Source organism: Pseudomonas lini, assembly GCF_964063345.1.
Taxonomy (GTDB): domain Bacteria; phylum Pseudomonadota; class Gammaproteobacteria; order Pseudomonadales; family Pseudomonadaceae; genus Aquipseudomonas; species Aquipseudomonas lini_B.
Map to the genome: position 1 here is coordinate 5027496 of NZ_OZ061318.1, position 20677 is coordinate 5048172.

Annotated in this window: 19 protein-coding genes; all 19 read left to right on the top strand. The window is 59.6% G+C overall.

The window, feature by feature from the left end; genetic code table 11:
* Window positions 1–76: 76 nt before the first annotated feature.
* Window positions 77–850, top strand: coding sequence for a glucose-1-phosphate cytidylyltransferase (gene rfbF, locus AB3226_RS22730; protein ID WP_367374698.1), 774 nt, complete (start codon window positions 77–79; stop codon window positions 848–850).
* Window positions 832–1914 carry a CDP-glucose 4,6-dehydratase gene (rfbG, locus tag AB3226_RS22735; RefSeq protein WP_367374699.1) on the top strand — a complete coding sequence of 361 codons (1083 nt, stop codon included), beginning with the start codon at window positions 832–834 and terminating at the stop codon, window positions 1912–1914. The genes rfbF and rfbG overlap by 19 nt, the downstream gene beginning before the upstream one ends.
* The gene (locus AB3226_RS22740) at window positions 1911–2471 is read left to right on the top strand and encodes a dTDP-4-dehydrorhamnose 3,5-epimerase family protein (RefSeq protein WP_367374700.1); all 561 of its coding nucleotides are present in this window, start codon (window positions 1911–1913) and stop codon (window positions 2469–2471) included. Before rfbG ends, AB3226_RS22740 begins: the two co-directional genes overlap by 4 nt.
* Window positions 2468–3694: a methyltransferase domain-containing protein gene (locus AB3226_RS22745; protein WP_367374701.1), complete on the top strand. Its 1227-nt coding sequence runs from the start codon at window positions 2468–2470 to the stop codon at window positions 3692–3694. The genes AB3226_RS22740 and AB3226_RS22745 overlap by 4 nt, the downstream gene beginning before the upstream one ends.
* Window positions 3691–4548 carry an NAD-dependent epimerase/dehydratase family protein gene (locus tag AB3226_RS22750; RefSeq protein ID WP_367374702.1) on the top strand — a complete coding sequence of 286 codons (858 nt, stop codon included), beginning with the start codon at window positions 3691–3693 and terminating at the stop codon, window positions 4546–4548. Before AB3226_RS22745 ends, AB3226_RS22750 begins: the two co-directional genes overlap by 4 nt.
* Window positions 4538–5608: a class I SAM-dependent methyltransferase gene (locus AB3226_RS22755; protein ID WP_367374703.1), complete on the top strand. Its 1071-nt coding sequence runs from the start codon at window positions 4538–4540 to the stop codon at window positions 5606–5608. The genes AB3226_RS22750 and AB3226_RS22755 overlap by 11 nt, the downstream gene beginning before the upstream one ends.
* 17 nt (window positions 5609–5625) lie before the next feature.
* Window positions 5626–6363 carry a cephalosporin hydroxylase family protein gene (locus AB3226_RS22760; protein WP_367374704.1) on the top strand — a complete coding sequence of 246 codons (738 nt, stop codon included), beginning with the start codon at window positions 5626–5628 and terminating at the stop codon, window positions 6361–6363.
* Between the two features lie 52 nt (window positions 6364–6415).
* Window positions 6416–9352 carry a TIGR00180 family glycosyltransferase gene (locus AB3226_RS22765; protein ID WP_367374705.1) on the top strand — a complete coding sequence of 979 codons (2937 nt, stop codon included), beginning with the start codon at window positions 6416–6418 and terminating at the stop codon, window positions 9350–9352.
* Window positions 9353–9382: 30 nt separating this feature from the next.
* On the top strand, window positions 9383–10384 hold the full coding sequence (gene pseB / locus AB3226_RS22770; RefSeq protein ID WP_367374706.1) for a UDP-N-acetylglucosamine 4,6-dehydratase (inverting): 1002 nt from the start codon (window positions 9383–9385) through the stop codon (window positions 10382–10384).
* Window positions 10381–11544: a UDP-4-amino-4,6-dideoxy-N-acetyl-beta-L-altrosamine transaminase gene (pseC, locus tag AB3226_RS22775; RefSeq protein WP_367374707.1), complete on the top strand. Its 1164-nt coding sequence runs from the start codon at window positions 10381–10383 to the stop codon at window positions 11542–11544. Before pseB ends, pseC begins: the two co-directional genes overlap by 4 nt.
* A 6-nt stretch (window positions 11545–11550) precedes the next feature.
* Window positions 11551–12246 carry a pseudaminic acid cytidylyltransferase gene (pseF, locus tag AB3226_RS22780; RefSeq protein WP_367374708.1) on the top strand — a complete coding sequence of 232 codons (696 nt, stop codon included), beginning with the start codon at window positions 11551–11553 and terminating at the stop codon, window positions 12244–12246.
* Window positions 12243–13742, top strand: coding sequence for a UDP-2,4-diacetamido-2,4,6-trideoxy-beta-L-altropyranose hydrolase (pseG, locus tag AB3226_RS22785; RefSeq protein ID WP_367374709.1), 1500 nt, complete (start codon window positions 12243–12245; stop codon window positions 13740–13742). Before pseF ends, pseG begins: the two co-directional genes overlap by 4 nt.
* Window positions 13739–14791, top strand: a complete 1053-nt coding sequence (pseI, locus tag AB3226_RS22790) for a pseudaminic acid synthase (RefSeq protein WP_367374710.1) — start codon at window positions 13739–13741, stop codon at window positions 14789–14791. The genes pseG and pseI overlap by 4 nt, the downstream gene beginning before the upstream one ends.
* A gap of 229 nt (window positions 14792–15020) precedes the next feature.
* Window positions 15021–15947, top strand: coding sequence for a ketoacyl-ACP synthase III (locus AB3226_RS22795; RefSeq protein ID WP_007894181.1), 927 nt, complete (start codon window positions 15021–15023; stop codon window positions 15945–15947).
* Between the two features lie 82 nt (window positions 15948–16029).
* Window positions 16030–17322: a motility associated factor glycosyltransferase family protein gene (locus AB3226_RS22800; protein ID WP_367374711.1), complete on the top strand. Its 1293-nt coding sequence runs from the start codon at window positions 16030–16032 to the stop codon at window positions 17320–17322.
* A complete protein-coding gene (locus AB3226_RS22805; protein WP_367374712.1) occupies window positions 17319–17585 on the top strand; it encodes a hypothetical protein in 267 nt (88 codons plus the stop codon). The genes AB3226_RS22800 and AB3226_RS22805 overlap by 4 nt, the downstream gene beginning before the upstream one ends.
* Window positions 17586–17834: 249 nt before the next feature.
* Window positions 17835–18680, top strand: a complete 846-nt coding sequence (locus AB3226_RS22810; RefSeq protein ID WP_367374713.1) for a flagellin domain-containing protein — start codon at window positions 17835–17837, stop codon at window positions 18678–18680.
* A 71-nt stretch (window positions 18681–18751) separates the two neighbouring features.
* A complete protein-coding gene (locus AB3226_RS22815) occupies window positions 18752–19120 on the top strand; it encodes a flagellar protein FlaG (RefSeq protein ID WP_367374714.1) in 369 nt (122 codons plus the stop codon).
* 82 nt (window positions 19121–19202) lie between these two features.
* Entirely contained in the window at window positions 19203–20645 is a 1443-nt protein-coding gene (fliD, locus tag AB3226_RS22820; RefSeq protein WP_367374715.1) for a flagellar filament capping protein FliD, read from the top strand.
* Window positions 20646–20677: the final 32 nt, after the last annotated feature.

Sequence of the window (20677 nt, forward strand, 5' to 3'; positions counted from 1 at the left end):
AGAGCGTTTTAGCCAGACAGCCCGCAAAAGCCTGAAATAGCTTGGCCGAGCTCTGTGAAGAACAAGAGGGGAGACGATGAAGGCAGTAATTCTGGCGGGTGGCCTGGGCACGCGCATCAGCGAAGAGTCGCACCTCAAGCCCAAGCCGATGATCGAGATCGGCGGCAAGCCAATTCTTTGGCACATCATGAAACAGTACTCCGCCCACGGGATTCATGACTTCGTGATTTGCCTTGGCTACAAGGGCTATGCGATCAAGGACTTCTTCGCCAATTACTTCCTGCACACTTCCGACGTCACCTTCGACATGCGCAACAACCGCATGGACGTGCATCAGAACTACAGCGAGCCGTGGAGCGTCACCCTCATCGACACCGGCGAGGAAACCATGACCGGTGGCCGCTTGCTGCGCGCCGGTCGTTACCTTAAGGATGAAGACGCCTTCTGCTTTACCTACGGCGACGGCGTCTCCGATATCAATATCCGTCAACTGGTCGACTACCACAGCGCCCACGGTCGTCTGGCGACCGTCACTGCCGTACAACCGCCGGGCCGTTACGGTGCCCTGGAGCGTCACGGCGATCAGGTGCTCGGTTTCACCGAGAAGCCTCGTGGCGACGGTGGCTGGATCAATGGCGGTTTCTTTGTGCTTTCGCCGAAAGTGCTGCCGTACATCGGCGGTGATGACACCACCTGGGAAGCCGAGCCCTTGGCCCGTCTGGCCCAGGAAGAACAGTTGAAGGCCTTCGAGCACGAAGGCTTCTGGCATCCGATGGACACCCTGCGTGACAAGAACCACCTCGAAGCGTTGTGGCAGAGCGGGGAGGCCCCATGGAAGCAATGGGCCTGAGTCCGGAATTCTGGCGCGGCAAGCGTGTCCTGCTGACCGGCCACACCGGTTTCAAGGGCAGCTGGCTGACGTTGTGGTTGCAAAGTCTCGGTGCCGAGGTCAGCGGGTTTTCGCTCGATCCATCCACCGAACCGAGCCTGTTCGAACTGGCCCGTGTGCATGAGGGCATTAACGATCAGCGCGGCGACCTGCGTGACCTCGGCGCCTTGCTGGAACTGATCGCCGACGTGCAGCCGGAAATCGTCCTGCACCTGGCGGCCCAACCGCTGGTGCGCGAAGGCTATCGCGATCCGCTCGGCACCTATTCCAGCAATGTCATGGGCACTCTCAACCTGCTCGAAGCGATCCGCCAGGTCGGCGGTGTGCGCGCCTGCGTATTGGTGACCACCGACAAGGTTTATGCGAACAAGGAATGGCTGTGGCCATACCGCGAGGACGAAGCCCTCGGCGGTCACGACCCTTACAGCAGCAGTAAGGCCTGTTGCGAATTGCTCGCCCAGTCCTACGCCGCGTCGTTTTTTCCGGCTGACAAGTACGCCGAACACGGTCTGGCGTTGGCCACCGCGCGCGCCGGTAATGTGCTGGGCGGCGGGGACTTCGCTCCGGAACGCTTGATTCCTGACGTGCTCAAGGCCTGGTCCGCAGACCAGCCCGTGACCCTGCGCTACCCGCAAGCCGTGCGCCCGTGGCAGCACGCGCTGGAACCGCTGGCCGGTTATCTGCAATTGGCCGCTGGCCTCTATGAGCAAGGCCCGGCGTTTGCCGGTGCGTGGAACTTTGGCCCGAGCGAAGCGGACATGTGCAGCGTCGGCGAAGTGGTCGAGTTGCTCGCCAGCCGCTGGCCGCAAGCGCGCGGCTTGCGCATCGAGCCGAGTGATTTGCATGAAGCCGGTTTGTTGCGCCTGGACAGCAGCCGCGCCCGGCAACTGTTGGCCTGGCAACCACGCTGGTCGTTGCAGCAGTGCCTGACCCAGACCCTCGATTGGCACTTGGCCTGGCAGAACGGCGATGACATGCGTGAAGTCACCTTGGGTCAGTTGAACCTGTACCGAGGCGCGCTGTGAGCGAATTTCTGTTGAAAGCCTTGCCGCTGGCCGGTCTGTTCAGCGTGCAGCACAAACGCTTCGAAGATGATCGCGGGCACTTCGCACGGCTGTTTTGCGAAGGCAGCCTGAGCGCTTTCGGCCAGCCGTTTCATATCCGCCAGATCAACCATTCCTGCACCCGCGAGCGGGGGAGTGTGCGCGGTCTGCATTATCAAAATGCCAATGCGCCGGAAGCCAAGTTGATTACCTGCCTGCGCGGTGAGGTCTGGGATGTGGCAGTGGATTTGCGGCCCGACTCCGAGACCTTCCTGTCTTGGCACGCCGAGCACCTGAAGGCCGGGGATGGCCGCAGCTTGCTGATTCCGGCCGGGTTCGCCCACGGCTTCCAGACCCTCACCGACGACGCCGAATTGCTCTACCTGCACAGCGCCGATTACACGCCTGCGCACGAGGGCGGTTTGAGCGTGAACGATCCACGGCTGGCCATCGCCTGGCCGCTGCCTGTCAATAATCTGTCGGCCAGGGATTCCAGCCATCCCGCGCTCGATCAACACTTCGCTGGAGTGCGTCTATGAACTGCCGTGGGTGCGCTGCACCGCTGAGCCTGCCGCTGATCGATCTCGGCACTTCGCCGCCATCCAACGCCTACGTGCGCGCCGATCAGCTGGAACAAGCCGAGCAATGGGTGCCATTGAAGGTTGCAGTGTGTCAGCAGTGCTGGTTGGTGCAGACCGAGGATTACACCCGCGCCGACAGCCTGTTCGACGCCGAGTATGCCTATTTCAGCTCGTTCTCCAGCACCTGGCTGGCCCATGCCGAGCGCTATGTGGCAGAGATGGTCGAGCGCTTCGGCCTGACCGCCGACAGCCGTGTGGTGGAAATCGCCGCCAACGACGGTTACCTGTTGCAGTACGTTGCCGGGCGCGGCATCCCTTGCCTGGGCGTCGAACCGACCCGCAGCACCGCGCAAGCGGCGCGGGAAAAAGGCCTGGAGATTCGCGAACTGTTCTTCGGTCGCGACACCGCCGCGCAGCTGAACAGCGAAGGCTGGGCCGCCGACCTGATGGCCGCCAACAACGTGTTGGCCCACGTCCCGGACATCAATGATTTCCTCGGTGGTTTTGCCTCCTTGCTCAAGCCGACCGGTGTGGCGACGTTCGAGTTTCCACAACTGCTGACGCTGATGGCGGGGCAGCAGTTCGACACGCTGTATCACGAGCACTATTCCTACTTGTCCCTGACCGCCGTGCAGGCATTGTGCGAGCGCAATGGGCTGGAAGTTTTCGATGTCAGTCAGCTGTCGACTCATGGCGGTTCGCTGCGGGTGTTCGTCCAGCGCAAGGACGGTGAACGCCGCGCCGTACAACCGACCGTGCAGCAACAGTTGCAGGCCGAGCTGGAGGCCGGGGTGAAGACGCCCGAGTACTACGCGACCCTCGCGCCCGCCGCTGAACGCATCAAGCACGAACTGCTGCGTTTCCTGCTGCAGGCCAAGGCCGATGGCAAGCGTGTGGTCGGTTATGGCGCTGCGGCCAAGGGCAACACGTTGCTCAACTACGCCGGGGTCAAACCGGACCTGCTGGCCTGGGTTGCCGATGCCAATCCACACAAACAGGGAAAGTACCTGCCGGGCAGTCGCATTCCAATCGTTTCGCCGGCGCAGATCGATCTGGAGAAACCGGATTACATCCTGGTGTTGCCGTGGAATCTGTTGCATGAAGTCAGTCAGCAACTGGCGCAGGTACGCCAGTGGGACGGCCGTTTCGTGATCGCCGTGCCTGAGTTGACCGTACTGTGAAAGTGTTGGTGACCGGTGCCACCGGGTTTGTCGGCCGACATCTGGTTGCGGCTTTGCTCGCCCGTGGCTGCGAGGTCCGGGCGGTGGCGCGTAACGCCGAGACCGCTGCGCAACTTCCGTGGATCAATGCCGTGGAGTTCGTGGCAGCGGATATTCATGCCGCCGATGTGGACCTCGCCGCGCTGACCGATGGCGTCGATGCCTTGGCGCATCTCGCCTGGCCAGGATTACCAAACTATCAGGCACTGTTTCACTTCGAACACAACCTGATGGCCGATTACCGGTTCATCAAGGGCGCGGTCGAGGCGGGCGTGTCGCAGGTGTTGGTGACGGGCACCTGTTTCGAATATGGCCTGCAAAGCGGGCCACTCAACGAGCAGACCGAGGCGCGGCCGAGTAACCCTTATGGGCTGGCCAAGAACACCTTGCGTCTGTTCCTTGAAAACCTGCAGCGCCAACAGCCCTTCACCCTGCAATGGGCGCGGCTGTTTTACCTGCACGGTGCCGGGCAAAACCCCAACAGTTTACTGGCGGCACTGGACCGGGCAATCGAGGCCGGGGACGACAGTTTCAACATGTCGGCCGGCGAGCAGTTGCGCGATTACCTGGCGATCGACACGGCCGCCAGTTACCTCGCCGCGATCCTGCAACAGCGCGAATTTGACGGCGTGATCAACTGTTCCAGTGGCCGGCCGATATCGGTCAGAGCGCTGGTCGAACAACGGCTGCGTGAACGTGACGCGTCGATTTGTTTGAACTTGGGCCATTACCCATACCCGACCCATGAGCCGATGGCGTTCTGGGGTGTGGCGGACCGCTTGCAACAGCTACTGGGAGCAGAGCATGAGGCATGAGTTGTATCGGGTCGCCGACCTGCCGGTGTTGCAGAACCGTACCTTTGCCGATGCGCAATCGGCGAAAGCTTCGGCCTGCGCCGACATGGTGTTGGTGCAAGACGAAACGAGCGGGCTGATCTTCAATCAAGCCTTCGATGCCGACAAGCTCAGCTACGACGCCGACTATCAGAATGAGCAGGCGCACTCCGGCCAGTTCCAGAAGCACCTGAGCGATGTCGAAGGGATCATTGCCCGTCACTTCAAGGGCCAGGAGCTGATCGAAGTCGGCTGCGGCAAAGGCTACTTTCTTGAGCTACTCAAAGGCTTGGGCTACGCCATCACCGGTATCGACCCGGCTTACGAAGGCGACAATCGCGATGTGATCAAGGCTCCGTTTACTCGGGGCCTGGGTCTGTCGGCGGATGCCATCGTGCTGCGGCATGTACTGGAACATATCCAGAACCCAGTGAGTTTTCTCGCCGAGATCGCCGAGGCCAATCAGGGCGGGCAGATCTACATCGAAGTGCCATGCCTGGACTGGATCCTTGAGCACCGTGCCTGGTTCGACCTGTTCTACGAACACGTCAACTATTTCCGCCTCGATGACCTGCGCCGGATGTTCGGCACCGTGCACGAGGCCGGTCACCTGTTCGGTGGCCAATACCTGTACATCGTCGCCGACCTGTCGACGTTGCGCCTGACCCCGGAGCAACCGGTGTCGCGCCTGACGCTGCCCGAGGGTTTCACCGCCAGCCTCGACCGCGCCGTGCAGATCATCCAGGCCGCGCCCGAGCAGGGTTCGGCGATCTGGGGCGCGTCGTCCAAAGGCGTGATTTATTCGCTGTTCCTGCAACGAGCGGGCGTGGCGGTGGATCGCGTGGTGGATATCAACCCGGCCAAACAGGGCCGCTATCTGCCCCTGAGCGGCGCGCGGGTGTCCTCCCCGCAAGAGGCCATGGATGCCTTGCCCGAAGGCGCCAACCTGTTTGTGATGAACTCCAATTACCTCGAAGAAATCAAGCGGATGACCGGTGGACGCTACGTCTATCACGCCGTCGATAGCGCTTCGTTCCTGTGACCATTGAGAATTTTGAAATGACCGACAACAGCATCAACAAAGCCTTCGAAGCCGAATGCCGGGAACAGATCGCCCAGCAAGGTGATGACCAGAAACTCACCGGCCTGGCCCAAGAGTTCTTCAACGAATCGGCCAAGCACAAATACAGCTACCACTTCTCGTGGATGGGCCGTCCGATCATCCAGTTGCCGCAAGACATGATGGCGATGCAGGAAATCATCTGGCAGGTCAAACCGGATCTGGTCATCGAGTGCGGCATCGCACACGGCGGTTCGATCATCTACTACGCATCGTTGCTGGAGCTGCAAGGTCACGGTGAAGTTCTGGGCATTGATCTCGACATTCGTCCGCACAACCGCGAAGCCATCGAAAGCCACCCGATGAGCAAACGCATCAAGATGATCGAAGGTTCGAGCATCGACCCGGCCATCGCCGCACAAGTGTGCGCCGCCGCCGAAGGCAAGAAAGTCATTCTGGTGCTGGATTCCAACCACACTCACGATCACGTGCTCGAAGAGCTGCGTCTGTACGCACCGCTGGTGTCGGTGGACAGCTACTGCGTGGTGATGGACACCGTCGTTGAAGACATGCCAGCCGACTTCTTCCCGGATCGTCCATGGGGGCCGGGCGACAACCCGAAAACTGCCGTGTGGAAGTACCTGGAAGAAAACAAGGACTTCGAGATTGACCAGCAGTTGCAGAACAAACTGCTAATCACCGTGGCGCCGGACGGCTATCTGCGTCGCGTTCGTTAATCAAAAGCAGCTTCAGGTACTTGGCGATCGGCCGGTTGTGGGGATAGGAATAATGCAGGTTCAAAGCAGCACTCAAATCAACGTGACACCGCTGAACGAGCTGTTCACGGTAGTGGTCATCACCCACAACCGCAGGGCGTTCCTGCGACGCGCCTTGCAGTACTACAGCCGTTACTCCGCCAAGGTGCTGGTGCTGGATTCGTCCGTGCAGAGTGATGAGCGCATCGCATCTGACTTTCCGTCGGTCGACTATCGCCATTTGCCGCAGTTCACCTATACGGGGTTTCAGCAAAAGCTCGCGTATGGCGTCAGCCAGGTCACCACGCCGTACATGGTGTTGGCTTCCGACGATGATTTCCTGCTGCACGATGCATTGACCGAGTCGGTGAACTTCCTCGAGGCCAACCCCGATTACGGTATGTGCCACGGCTACTGCCTGATGTACCTGACGCACTCCAACTATGTGCAGTACTACCGTCGCGACAAAAAGGTGAAAGAGGATTACAACGCCGAGCGTGCGCAGGATCGTGTACTCGACTACATGGGCCAGTACATTCCGCCGTTCTATGCGGTGCACCGCACTTCGCTGTTGCAGGACTGGTACGCGGCCATGCCGGAGGGCACGATTTTCGAGTGGCAGGAAATCGGCCATGCGTATTACATGCTCGCACGGGCCAAGGCGCGAATTCTCCCGGCACCTTATGTGGTACGTGAAGTCAATTACGGTCGTTCGGATCACAACACCGAAATCATGACGACCTTGAGTTTCAAGGACGCCCGCTCTGTCGCCGATCGCGAGCGCTTTGCCGATTTCCTCGCCACGCTGCCGACCGGCATCAGTGGCCTGAACCAGACGCAAACCGCAGAGTTCGCCCTGCAAAGCTTTCAGGCGCTGGCGGGCAGCCTGGCCACGCGCAATGCATTGACGATCGAGCCGATCTTCGAGTCCTACTGGAAAGATCCCACCGTCGGCCCGAAACGCGCATTCGGGCCTCAGCAGTATGTCGAGATGCCGTTCTACAACCAGGCGTTTTTCGATCAGCTGACCGAGTGCGAATTCCTGCTCCATGCGATGCCTGCCGGACGTTTGCAGCTGGAAGAAATGGAAGGTGCGTTACTGCAGCAGCACACGTTGCAGCGCATCTATTCCAATGACACGTCCGAGACCATCCAGAACCGTTTGCTGCATGCCGTGCAGTTGGGCGCATTCAACCGTCAGGTCGTGCAAAAACTGGCGCAGCAGCTGCTGGACATGGGCGAGAGCGCCGATGCGAAAATATTGACCGACTGGATTGTCCGCCTGGGCAGCCTACCGACCTATGACAGCCGTCAGTTGCTGGACAGCATGCCCTCCGGCCGGTTGTTGAACTGGTTGCAGGCACGCCAGCCGAACGAGACAGCGGTACGGAAAATCAATCAACACCTGGCGGCCAACAAGGGTGGACCTCAGTTCGGTATTCTGTTGCTGGACCTTGAAGCCGACATGGACAAGTTGCAGGTCACCTTCGACAGTCTGATGGAAAGCGCTTTCCGCGCCTTTAAGGTGGTGGTCTTCACCACCGGTGATTTACCCGACGTCACCACCGAACAAAATACCGTGCATTTTGTAAAGGTCAGCGCAAGCAACTACGTCGATAGACTGAACCAGATTGCCCAGCGCTCGACCTCGGACTGGTTGCTGTTGGCCGAGGCCGGTGACGAATTCACGGCTGCGGGCTTGCTGCGCGCAAGCCTTGAATTGCAGAACGCCGAAGGTTGCCGTGCGGTGGCGATGGATGAGATTCATCGCCGTAGTAACGGCACATTGACCGAGGTTTTCCGTCCGGCCTTCAACCTCGACTTGCTGCAAAGTCTGCCGACGTTGACCGCCCGGCATTGGCTGATCCGCCGCGAGGTGCTGGTGGATGTCGGTGGTTATGCCCGCGAGTTCAGCGATGCACTGGAATTCGACCTGCTGCTGCGTCTGATCGAAGCTGGCGGGCTGGCGGGACTGGCGCATTTGGCCGAGCCATTGCTTATCACCCCAGCGGTGGAGTTGGCGCCGAACGAGCACCAACGACAAACGCTGGTACGCCACCTGGCAACCCGTGGTTATCAGGCGCAGGTCAGTGCCGAAGCGTTCGGTGGCTTGCGGGTCGACTACCGCCACGCGCAGCGTCCGAAGGTGTCGATTATCGTGCGCAGCGAAGACTGTCAGGAGCAATTGCAGCGCTGCCTGGTGAGCGTATTGCAGCGCACGCGCTATCAGAACAACGAAATTATCATCACCGACAACCACAGCCAGTCAGCCGAACTGCTGACGTGGCTCGACAGTCTGGAGCAAAACGGCCGCGGGCGGATTCGCCTGATCAAGAACCAGCAGCGCGTGAGCCCGTCGGCACTGCTCAACCAGGCCGCCGCGCAGGCGCAAGGTGAGTACCTGATACTGCTCGCGGCTGACGCCGAGGTGGTTAATGCCAATTGGATCGAAACCTTGCTCAACCAGGCTCAGCGTCCGGAAGTGGGTGTGGTGGGTGCCAAACTGGTTGATCGCGAAGGCAGCGTGACCGGCGCGGGTTTGATTCTGGGGCTGGGAGACGGCGTGGTATCTGCGTTCGTCGGCGAGAAAAAAGACGCACCGGGTCATATGCATCGACTGTTGGTCGAGCAGAATTATTCGGCGGTTTCCGACGCTTGCCTGATGGTGCGCAAAGAGGTGTTCGATGCACTGGGCGGGCTGGATGAAGAGCATTTCGAGCAAGCCTATGCCGATGTCGACTTGTGCCTGAAAGTCGCCGATGCCGGGTTACTGACCGTATGGACGCCGCAAGTGCAAATCGTCCATCCCGGCACTTTGCCGGATCACCCGCAGGCGGCAGCTGCCCTGCGTGACAAGTGGCACGCCCGCTTCGAACAGGATTCAGCCTGCAACCAGAACCTGGCCTTGACCGGCAAGGGCTTTACTCTCGGCGAACCGACCAGCGTGAACTGGGCGCAATTGCTCGCATAAGCCTGGCTGACAGGTAAAAGGACTCAAGGCATGTTCAACGGTAAATCGATTTTCATCTCCGGAGGCACCGGCTCGTTCGGGCGCAATTTCATCCGCCGGCTGCTGGAGCAATACCAGCCCAAGCGCGTGGTGGTGTTTTCCCGCGATGAGCTCAAGCAATACGAGATGCAACAGACATTCAACGCACCGTGCATGCGGTACTTCATCGGCGATGTGCGCGACGCCGAGCGTTTGCGTCAGGCCATGCGCGGCATCGATTACGTGGTGCATGCCGCGGCCCTGAAACAAGTGCCGGCGGCGGAATACAACCCTACCGAATGCATCCGTACCAACGTCAACGGCGCCGAAAACATCATTGCCGCGGCCATCGACAACGGCGTGAAAAAAGTCGTCGCGCTGTCCACCGACAAGGCCGCCAGCCCGATCAATCTGTACGGCGCGACCAAGTTGCTATCGGACAAACTGTTCGTGGCCGCCAACAACATTGCTGGCGAACAGCAGACCCGCTTTTCCGTGGTGCGCTATGGCAACGTTGCAGGCTCACGTGGATCGGTAGTGCCGTTCTTCAGCAAACTGATTGCCGAGGGCGCCAAAGAACTGCCGATCACCGACGAGCGCATGACGCGGTTCTGGATCACCCTCGATCACGGTGTGAAGTTTGTGCTCGACAGCTTCGCCCGCATGCACGGCGGTGAAGTGTTTGTGCCGAAGATCCCGTCGATTCGCATCGTCGATCTGGCGCTGGGCATGGCTGAGCATTTGCCGCACAAACACGTCGGCATTCGTCCGGGGGAAAAACTCCATGAACTGATGGTGCCGCTGGACGACGCGCGCATGACCCTGGAGTTCGATGATCACTACACCATTCAGCCGTCGATTCGTTTCACCAGCGTCGACGTGGATTTTGCCGTCGACAAACTGGGCGAGCAGGGCCGGCCGGTGAGCGAAGATTTCGAGTACCGTTCCGACACCAACCCGCACTTCCTGTCGGTCGGCCAGATCGCTGACCTGCACGCGGAGCTGCCAGCATGATTCCGTATGGTCGGCAAAGTCTCGATCAGGCGGACATCGATGCGGTGGTTGCCGTGTTGCAGTCCGACTGGCTGACGCAAGGGCCGACCATCGAGCGTTTCGAACAGGCCATGGCCGAGCGTTGCCAGGCCGATTTCGCGGTGGCGGTGTGCAATGCCACGGCGGCGTTGCACATTGCCTGCCTCGCCGCCGGACTCGGGCCAGGCGATCGCTTGTGGACCACGCCGAACACCTTTCTGGCCTCGGCCAACTGCGGTCGCTACTGCGGCGCCGAGGTCGATTTTGTCGACATTGATCCGCTGACCTGGAACCTCGACGCCTACACTTTGGCGTCGAAGCTTGAGATCGCCGAGCGCGACGGCAAACTGCCGAAAGTGCTGGTGGCGGTGGCGTTCTCCGGACAGAGCTGCGACATGCGCATGCTCGCCGAACTGGCCGAGCGCTATGGTTTTACGGTGATCGAGGATGCCTCCCACGCGGTCGGTGCGTCTTATGCCGGGCGTGCGGTGGGTTGCGGCGAATTCGCGGCGATGACGGTGTTCAGTTTCCACCCGGTGAAGATCATCACCAGCGCCGAAGGCGGCATGGTGCTGACCAATCGCCCGGAACTGGCCGAGCGTTTGCAGCGCCTGCGCAGCCACGGCATGACCCGTGACCCTGCGCAGATGACCGAACCCAGCCATGGCCCCTGGTACTACCAGCAAGTAGAGCTGGGCTTTAATTACCGGATCACCGACCTGCAAGCGGCCCTCGGTCTGTCGCAGCTGAACAAGCTCGATGGTTTCATCGAGCGTCGGCGTGAACTGGCGGCGCGTTATGAGCGGTTGCTGGCGTCCTTGCCGCTGACCTTGCCCTGCACGCAGCCGGAGGCCGAGTCGGCATGGCATTTGTACGTGGTGCGCTTGCAGCCGGAGCGGATCAACCTCAGCCATCGACAGGTGTTCGAAGGCTTGCGAGCGGCCGGGGTGGGTGTGAACCTGCACTATATTCCGCTGCACTTGCAGCCGTATTATCGCGACCTGGGTTTTGCCGAGGGGGATTTCCCAGAGGCCGAACGTTATTACGCCGAGGCCATCAGCCTGCCGCTGTTTCCTCTGCTGAGCGATGAACAACAGGATTATGTAGTCGAGCAATTGCGACGACTGATCCTTGAGGAGTAGTGACTCTTGAGCTGCGTTGCGATCATTCCGGCCCGTGGTGGCAGCAAGCGAATCCCGCGCAAGAACCTCAAGCCGTTCGACGGCGTGCCGATGATCGTCCGTTCGATTCGCACGGCGCTGGAGTCGAACCTGTTCGACCAAGTAGTCGTCAGCACCGACGATGAAGAGATCGCCGAGGTCGCACGGGCCCATGGGGCTCAAGTGCCGTTCATGCGGCCCGCGACGCTTGCCGACGATTTCACCGGGACCGCAGCGGTGATCGTGCATGCCTTGAAGCAATTGCCAGCGTTCGACTATGCATGCTGCGTCTACGCGACGGCGCCGTTGTTGCAGGCGCGTTATCTGCGTCAGGGGCATGAGTTGCTGGTGCAGCATCCGGACAAGTCTTTCGCGTTTTCAGTCGCCGGTTTTGGCTTCCCGGTACAACGGGCCTTGACCCTCGACGAGCAGGGCGCCTTGACCTCGCTCTACCCGGAATTTCGCGAGACCCGTTCGCAGGATTTGCCCGAGGCCTTTCAAGATGCCGGCCAGTTCTACTGGGGGCGCAGCGAGGCCTGGTTGCGCGGCGATGTGCTGTTCTCGCCGGCAAGTCTGCCGGTAATTCTGCCGCGGCATCTGGTGCAGGATATCGACACGCTTGAGGACTGGACACGTGCCGAATACCTCTATGCCGCCTTGAAGGCTGGGGGTGAATTGCAATGAGGGTACTGATCCGCGCTGATGCATCGCCGACCATTGGCAGTGGCCATATCGCCCGCTGCCTGACCCTGGCCAGGGTATTACGCAAGCAGGGCACGCACGTTGCTTTCGCGTGTCGTGTGTTGCCGGGTCATCGGCTAGACAGTCTGCAGGCCGAGGATTTCGAGACTTTCGCGCTGCCGGAGCGCTATCCCGATGAAGACCCGCAGCAGGCCATCGAGTCGATGCTGCCGTGGCAAGCGGACATCGCTGCGCTGGGGCAAGCATTGGAAAGTCATCCAGCCTTCGACTGGATCATCGTCGACCACTATGGGCTCGATCACCATTGGCAGACCGCAGCCCGCCGTTGGGCTCCACGAATCGCGGCGGTGGACGATTTGGCCACTCGGCAATACAGCGTCGATCTGCTACTCAATCAAAATCTGTCTGGCACGCCAGAGGCTTATGCCTCACTGCTGACGCCCGATTGCCAGACCCTGCTCGGCCCACGATTTGCCCTGTTGCGCGATGAATTCTGCTGCTCGGCAATCGAAATCAAACCTCGAGCCAGGCGAGTGCTGGTGAACTTCGGCGGTTTCGATGCGGCCATGCAGACCCACCACGCGATGTTGGCACTGGCGGACCTCCATGAGCTGGAAGTCGATTTCGTGGCGGGTGCCGACAATCCAGCCTGGGAGCAGATGCAGGCTCTGGCGGCGTATCGTCCGAACTGGCGCTTGCACAGTTTTGTCAGCGACTTCTACCGGCTGATGACTGAGGCTGATCTGTTCATCGGTGCCGGTGGCGGTACCAGCTGGGAGCGGGCGGCCATGGGGCTGCCGACGATCTGCATTGCGGTCTCGAATAATCAGCAGGCCAACGGCGAGGTGATGGCGACCTCGGGGGCTCATGTGTTCCTGGGCAATCGCGAGCGGGTCAGCGTCGAGCAGTTGCATCAGACCATCGGTTTTGTCGTGGGCAATCAGGGGATTCGTCAGAGCCTGGCCGAACGTTCGCGGCAGTTGGTCGATGGCCGTGGGGCGCAGCGGGTGGCGGCAGCGCTGGCGGGGGCGGTGTTGCAGGTTCGCCAGGCCACTCAGGACGATGCGCAACTGTTGTTCGACGGGCGCAATGCCGAGGCGGTACGGCGCTGGTCGCTGGACACCCACGTCATCGACTGGCAACGCCATCAGGCCTGGCTGGCCGTGAGCCTGAGCAACCCGCGGCGGTTGCTGTTGATCGCCGAGGCGGATGACGGCCCGGTCGGTGTGCTGCGTTATGACCTCGACGATGCTCGTGCCGAAGTCTCGATTTATTTGTTCGAAAGCCGAATCGGCCTGGGTTGGGGCAGGGCGTTGCTGGCGCGGGGCGAAGCCTTTGTCACCGCTTACTGGCCGTCACTGCAAGCCATCACCGCTCAGGTGCTGCCGGCCAACCAAGCGTCGCTGAAAGTTTTCCGCGAGGCAGGTTTCACTCAGAGTGCTTGCGCGTTCACACGCGTTTTAAAGGATCACCCATGACCAGTTTCAAGATCGGCAACCGCTCGATCGGTGCCGATGCGCCGCCGTTCATCATTGCCGAGATGAGCGGCAACCATAACCAGTCGCTGGACGTAGCACTGCAAATCGTCGAAGCCGCGGCCAAGGCCGGCGCGCATGCCTTGAAGCTGCAAACCTACACCGCCGAGACCATGACCCTGGACCTGTCCGAAGGCGAGTTCTTCATCAAGGACCCCAACAGCCTGTGGGCCGGTTCTTCGTTGTACGCGTTGTACGAGAAGGCCCATACGCCGTGGGAATGGCACGCGCCGATCTTTGCTCGGGCCAAAGAGCTGGGCATGCTGGCGTTCTCCACACCGTTCGATGACACCGCGGTGGACTTCCTCGAAAGCCTGGATGTGCCGGCCTACAAGATCGCCAGTTTCGAGAACACCGATCTGCCGTTGATCCGGCGGGTCGCTGCCACCGGCAAGCCGCTGATCATCTCCACCGGTATGGCCAGCATCGCCGAGCTCGATGAAACCGTGCGCGCCGCCCGTGAGGCCGGTTGCAAGGATCTGGTGTTGCTCAAATGCACCAGCACCTACCCGGCAACGCCGGCCAACAGCAATGTGCGCACGATTCCTCATCTGCGGGAGTTGTTTGGCTGTGAAGTCGGTTTGTCCGACCATTCGATGGGCGTCGGAGTGTCCGTCGCCGCAGTGGCGTTGGGGGCGACGGTGGTGGAAAAACATTTCACCCTCGACCGTGCCGCCGGTGGCGTGGACGCCAGTTTCTCCCTGGAACCGGCCGAACTCGCCAGCCTGGTGATCGAAACCGAACGTGCCTGGCAAGCCATGGGCCAGGTGCATTACGGCGTGACTGAAGCCGAGCGCAAGTCCCTGGTGTACCGCCGGTCGCTGTATGTCACCCGGGACATGGTCGCTGGAGAGCCTTTCACCGCCGCCAATCTGCGGGCCATCCGGCCAGGCCTGGGGCTCGCCCCCAAACACGCTGAAACCCTTCTGGGCCGCCGTGCCCGCCAGGCCATCAAGCGCGGAACCCCGCTGGACTGGTCGCTGGTCGAATAACTCCTTGTGTGGCTGATTCGGCAAAATAGCGTGACCTGCGAGTCATAACGCGCATCTTCACTGTATTGTATAAAAAGGGGCAGATGGCGCCTGGACTGTTTTTAGCCCAGTGTTGGCCTTTTATTCTTCCCGCTGTCACCCCTTGAGGGCGACGTTATTCGTTGTTTGTCGGCGCCCCTCGATTCCTTGCGAGCGGTGGTATTGGGCTGTTTATTATTGGGAAGCCGTAATGATTGGCATAAAGAGCATTGCGAGCTACGTTCCTGTAGCCGGCGTGGACAATTACGCACAAGGTGCAAAATTCGAAAAGGATGAAGAGTTCATCCTGGGCAAGATCGGTTCCGCCTTCCTGCCGCGCAAAGACGCCGGGCAAGAAACCTCGGACCTGTGTGTCGAAGCAGTCAACGCGCTGTTCGCCAACAATCCCGAATTGAAGCGTGAAGCCATCGACGTGCTGATCGTCGTTACCCAGAACGGCGACGAAGAAGGCCTGCCGCACACCGCCGCCATCGTTCAGGACAAACTGGGCCTGCCGACGACCGTGGCAGCGTTCGACATTTCCCTGGGCTGCTCCGGTTACGTCTACGGCATCTACGCCATCAAGGGTTTCATGGAAGCCGCGGGCCTGAAGAATGGCTTGCTGGTGACCGCCGATCCGTACTCCAAGATCGTCGACCCGGAAGACCGCAATACCACCATGCTCTTTGGCGATGCCGCCACCGCCACCTGGATGGGCGAAGACGCGCCATGGCAGTTGGGCAAGGCCAAGTTCGGCACCGACGGTTCTGGCGCGCCACACCTGAAGGTTTCCGACGGAGTGTTCTTCATGAACGGCCGTCAGGTCTTCAACTTTGCATTGCTCAAAGTGCCGGCGCATTTGCATGAGTTGCTCGCTGACTCGGGGCTGACGGCTGACGATATCGATGCCTTCTGCATTCACCAGGGCAGTGCGGCAATTGTCGATGCCGTGGCACGACGCTTCGAGGGCGAGCCCGAGAAGTTCATCAAGGACATGGTCGAAACCGGTAATACCGTGTCGTCGAGCATTCCGTTGCTGCTGGAAAAACATGTGCTCGATTCCAAGTGGAAGCGTGTGGCGCTCAGCGGTTTCGGTGTTGGTTTGTCTTGGGGTTCGGCGATCATCTATCGCCCTTGAACATCTAAAAGCCAGACACAAAAAAAGCGCTCAAGGTGTAACCTTGAGCGCTATTTTTTTGCCCGAATCACAGCGAGGCGCCATGAGCGAGTTTTTTCAACCCAATGCCGAACTCATCCAGCGTCGCTGGCCGGCCGTGGCTGAGCGTCTTCTGGTTGAAGATCCGGGACCGTTGCAGGCCGATCTGGTGGAAGGGCTTGGTTCGACCCTGAGCATCAACGGCATTCAGCTGACCAGTCGCCATGACCGCACCCGAGAAGCGCAACTTCAAGCCGAAAGCCTGCCGGTCGACAGTCCGGTGCTGCACGTTTACGGCACAGGGCTGGGTGATCTGCAGCTGGAACTGCTGCAACGTTCGGAGCTGATTCAGCTGCATGTACATATCCTCAACGGCGCCGTGTTTGCGCTGGTTTTGCAATTGCTCGATCAACAGCCGTGGCTCAGCGATTCGCGTGTCCAGCTGCACTACGCCGGTGACTTAGCTGAAATTTGTTTGCCGTTCTTTGCCTTGCCGTCCGAGCTGGTGCTGGCCGATGACTTCAATGCCAAGATCCGCGATCGCCTGATCAGCGAAACCCACCTGACGTTCAACAACCGTGAGTTCGATCCGGACAATCCGGAAATAGCGGCGCGCCTGCTGGAAAGTGTCGAGCAGATCCGCATTGATAGCGACGCCGCACAATTGTTCGCAACACAGGCTGGCCAGCCGATGTTTGTCATCGCCACCGGGCCGAGCCTGGAACAACACTTCATGACCTTGCGATCAATTCGCGGCCAGACCCCGCGACCACTGTTCGTTTGTGTCGATACCGCTTACCGGCCGTTGATCGAGCACGGCATCAGGCCGGATGTGGTCGTCACGATTGATCAGCGTATCTCGCAGCGCCACTTGCCACCCGAGGACAGCGCCAATACCACGCTGGTTTACATGCCGCTGGTGGACCCTGTCGTATTGCAGGCCTGGCAGGGCAAACGTTATGTCGCCTACTCGGCAAGCCCGGTTTTTCGGGATCTGCGCGAACAGCTCCCACGGGCCGGGCTGTTTGCAGGCGGTAGCGTGATTCATCCGGCGGTGGACCTGGCGGTGAAAATGGGCGCCAGTCAGATCACGCTGTTCGGGGCTGACTTCGCGTTCCCCAACAACAAGACCCATGCTGGCTGGGGTGATGGCGACCTCGGCCCCCAATTGGGCGCGGCTCGCCATTGGGTGCTGGACGGGAATGGGCAGCGGGTCAAGACACAGCTCAATTTCCGCAGCTACCTGTGTGAGCTGGAGCGCTATATCGCTGCGCAGTCACAAGTCGTCTTCTATAACAGCAGTCGGGCCGGGGCGATGATTGCCGGTACGACATTTCATCCGGAGTTCAGTCGATGACCGAAGTGCCACTCGTTGATCAGGCCCGGCAATGTTCAGCGTTGTTTCGCTTGGGAAGGGATGTCGAGGCTGCGCTGGTCATGGTCGAGGTAGCGGAGTGGGTGCAGTCGCGGGTCGGCGGGGCAGGCAGCCAGATCGCGGCTCGGTGGATGGCATTGCTGGCAGGCATGCTGGATAGCCAGGAGCGACAGGACTGGCTGGCGCTCGCGGACTACCTTGAATACGAACTGGTCGATCTGCTGATGGCTGTCAATTCTGCGTAATACCGTGGCGGATCAGCGGGGGCGTGGCTGTAAGAAAGGGTTGTGGCAGTTCTCTGGCGTCATTTTTTGGTGGTTGGATCGTCGCTAAGCCTCGGTTTTACAGGGGGTGGCAGGGTGATGGCAAAAAATTTCAAAAATCCCCTCAAGCAACCTGCATTGGCGACGATAACTATTACGAAGGTTCTCTAGGCCATACCGGGCGGTTGCCAGGGCCGGAAGCCGCAGTACCCAACCAACGAGGAATTCGTCATGGCTTTAACAGTAAACACTAACACTACTTCCCTGAGTGTTCAGAAGAACCTGAACCGTGCGTCCGACGCACTGTCGACTTCGATGACCCGCCTGTCCTCCGGCCTGAAAATCAACAGCGCCAAAGACGACGCCGCCGGCCTGCAGATTGCTACCCGTATGACTTCGCAGATCCGTGGCCAGACCATGGCTATCAAAAACGCCAACGACGGTGTTTCGATCGCTCAGACTGCTGAAGGCGCTCTGCAAGAATCGACCAACATTCTGCAGCGTATGCGTGAAATCGCAGTGCAATCGCGTAACGACTCCAACGGCACTGCTGACCGTACCGCTCTGGACAAAGAATACCAACAGTCGATCGCTGAACTGACCCGTATCGCTGAGTCGACCAACCTGAACGGTAAGGCGCTGATCGACGGCACTGCTGGTGCGATGGAGTTCCAGGTAGGTTCGAACACCACTTCCGACAACCAGATCACTCTGACCCTGTCGACCAGCTTCGACGCCAGCGCCTTGGGCATGACCGGTACCACCATTTCCGGCGTTTCCAACACAGCTAACCACAGCTCTGTTGATGCTTCTATCTCGGCTATCGACGCTGCTCTGGCAAACATCAACGCCACTCGCGCTGACCTGGGTGCTGCTCAGAACCGTTTCTCGACTACCATTTCCAACCTGCAAAACATCAACGAAAACGCCAGTGCTGCACTGAGCCGCGTACAAGATACCGACTTCGCTGCTGAAACTGCACAGCTGACCAAGCAACAAACTCTGCAACAAGCTTCCACCGCAGTTCTGGCCCAGGCCAACCAACTGCCATCCGCTGTACTGAAACTGCTTCAGTAATAGTTGATGAGTTTTGGCGGGGGAGTGCGCTTGTCGCACTCTCTCGCTTTTTACTTTAAGAGGTGATGGACATGGATATGAGCGTGAAGCTGAACTTGTCTTATCCAGCTGCGAAGCCGGCGACGACTGTTGCTGACAAGCCGGTGGAGAAGCCTCGAACCGATGCCCTTGTGGTGGCGCCGGTCAAGGATGAACAAAAGAAAGACGCGGTATCCGAGCAGGACAAACTCAAGATGGCCGTTCAGGAAATTGAAAAGTTTGTTCAGTCGGTCAAGCGCAATCTGGAGTTCTCGATTGACGAGCCTTCAGGCAAAGTAGTCGTCAAGGTTATTGCCAGTGACTCGGGTGAGGTGGTTCGCCAAATCCCCAATGAAGAAGTCCTGAAACTGGCCAATAGTTTGAATGATGCAAGCAGCCTGTTGTTCAGCGCGAAAGTCTGACAGCTGGCATGAATATTGTTGCTATGTTCTTTTGGACGTTGTAGTGGTCAAAAGACCGGCGACACACTGAAGGGAGATATGCATGGCAAGTCCAATTCTACCGGGCACGGGTTTAGGCTCTGGCCTTGATACCGGTGCTATTGTCAAAGCCTTGGTCAATGCCGACAAAGCAGCCAAGCAGAACCAGATCGACCGTCAGACGACCACCAACACTGCGCAAATTTCCGGTATTGGTACTCTCAAAAGTGTCCTGGCGAACTTCCAGGCTGCAATCAAGAAGCTGCAAGATACGCAGGCTCCGCAATTCCTGGGCTACAACGCCACCTCCGCTGACGCGAAAGTACTGACCGCAGTGGCCAGCAACACGGCCGTGAACGGCACTTACGTGGTCAAGGTCACTAACCTTGCGACCTCGTCCAAAGTAGCCACCGCAGCGTTTGCCGGCGGTACCAGCAGTGCCATTCCAAGCGGCACACTCGATATTACGCAAAACGGCGTTTCCAGTTCTGTCACCATTCCGGCGGGCGCGACGTTGCAGTCGGTTCGGGATGCGATCAACACCCAGCAAGGCGCGAACGGCTTCAGTGCCAACATCGTGACCGACTCGTTTGGCTCGCGTCTGGTGTTGGGTTCCACGGTGACAGGTGCCGGTTCCGATATCACCCTCAGCGGTATCGCGGGTCTGGAGATCAATGCCGGCCAGCAACTGGGCGCAACACCGACAGCTACTTCGGCGGGTGCCATCGGCGAATTCGCGGTAGACGCCAAGTTCACCGTGGACGGGCTCGCGCTGACCAGCAAAAGCAACAAGGTTGACGCGGCCGTTTCCGGCTTGACCCTGAATCTGGTCGCCGGTGGTGATGCAACCACGACGGTGACGGTCGGTCCGAACAGTGATGGTCTGAAAAAGTCCATTCAAGCTTTCGTTGACGCTTATAACCAGGTTGTGACCAGTGTTAATACGTTGACCAAGCCTTCCCTGGATGGCGACGGCAAGCTGACCGGTGCTGCAGCACTGACCGGTGACCCGTTGGCGCGCGGTATCATGGCATCGATTCGTTCGCCGTTGGTCACTACCGGCGCGGGTGACAAGCTTACTGTCCTGTCGCAATTGGGTATCACCACCAATCAGAAAACCGGTGCGCTGGATTTCAATAGCACCAAGTTCACGACCGCGATGGATACCCAGAAGCTCGGTGGTGAGGTTCAGAAGTTGTTCCTGGGTGATCCGACGGCCACTGGCGATGCCGCCAAGGGCCTGTTGACGCGCATGAATGATGCAATCACCCCTTACACGGTCACAGGCAGTGAGGGGATCCTCGACACCCGCTCGACCAACCTGGCCAAGGCCAAGTCGAATCTGGCCAACCAGCAGGCAGCCCTGGATCGCCGTATCGAGACGCTGACTGCTGTGCTGACCAAGAAGTACAACGACATGGATTCTCTGGTTGGCAAACTCAAGGCAACTGCCAGCAACATCACCTCGATGTTCGAGGCGATGAACGCGCAGAAAAACGCCTCGTAACACATAAACGCCAAAAGCCCGGCAGCGGATTC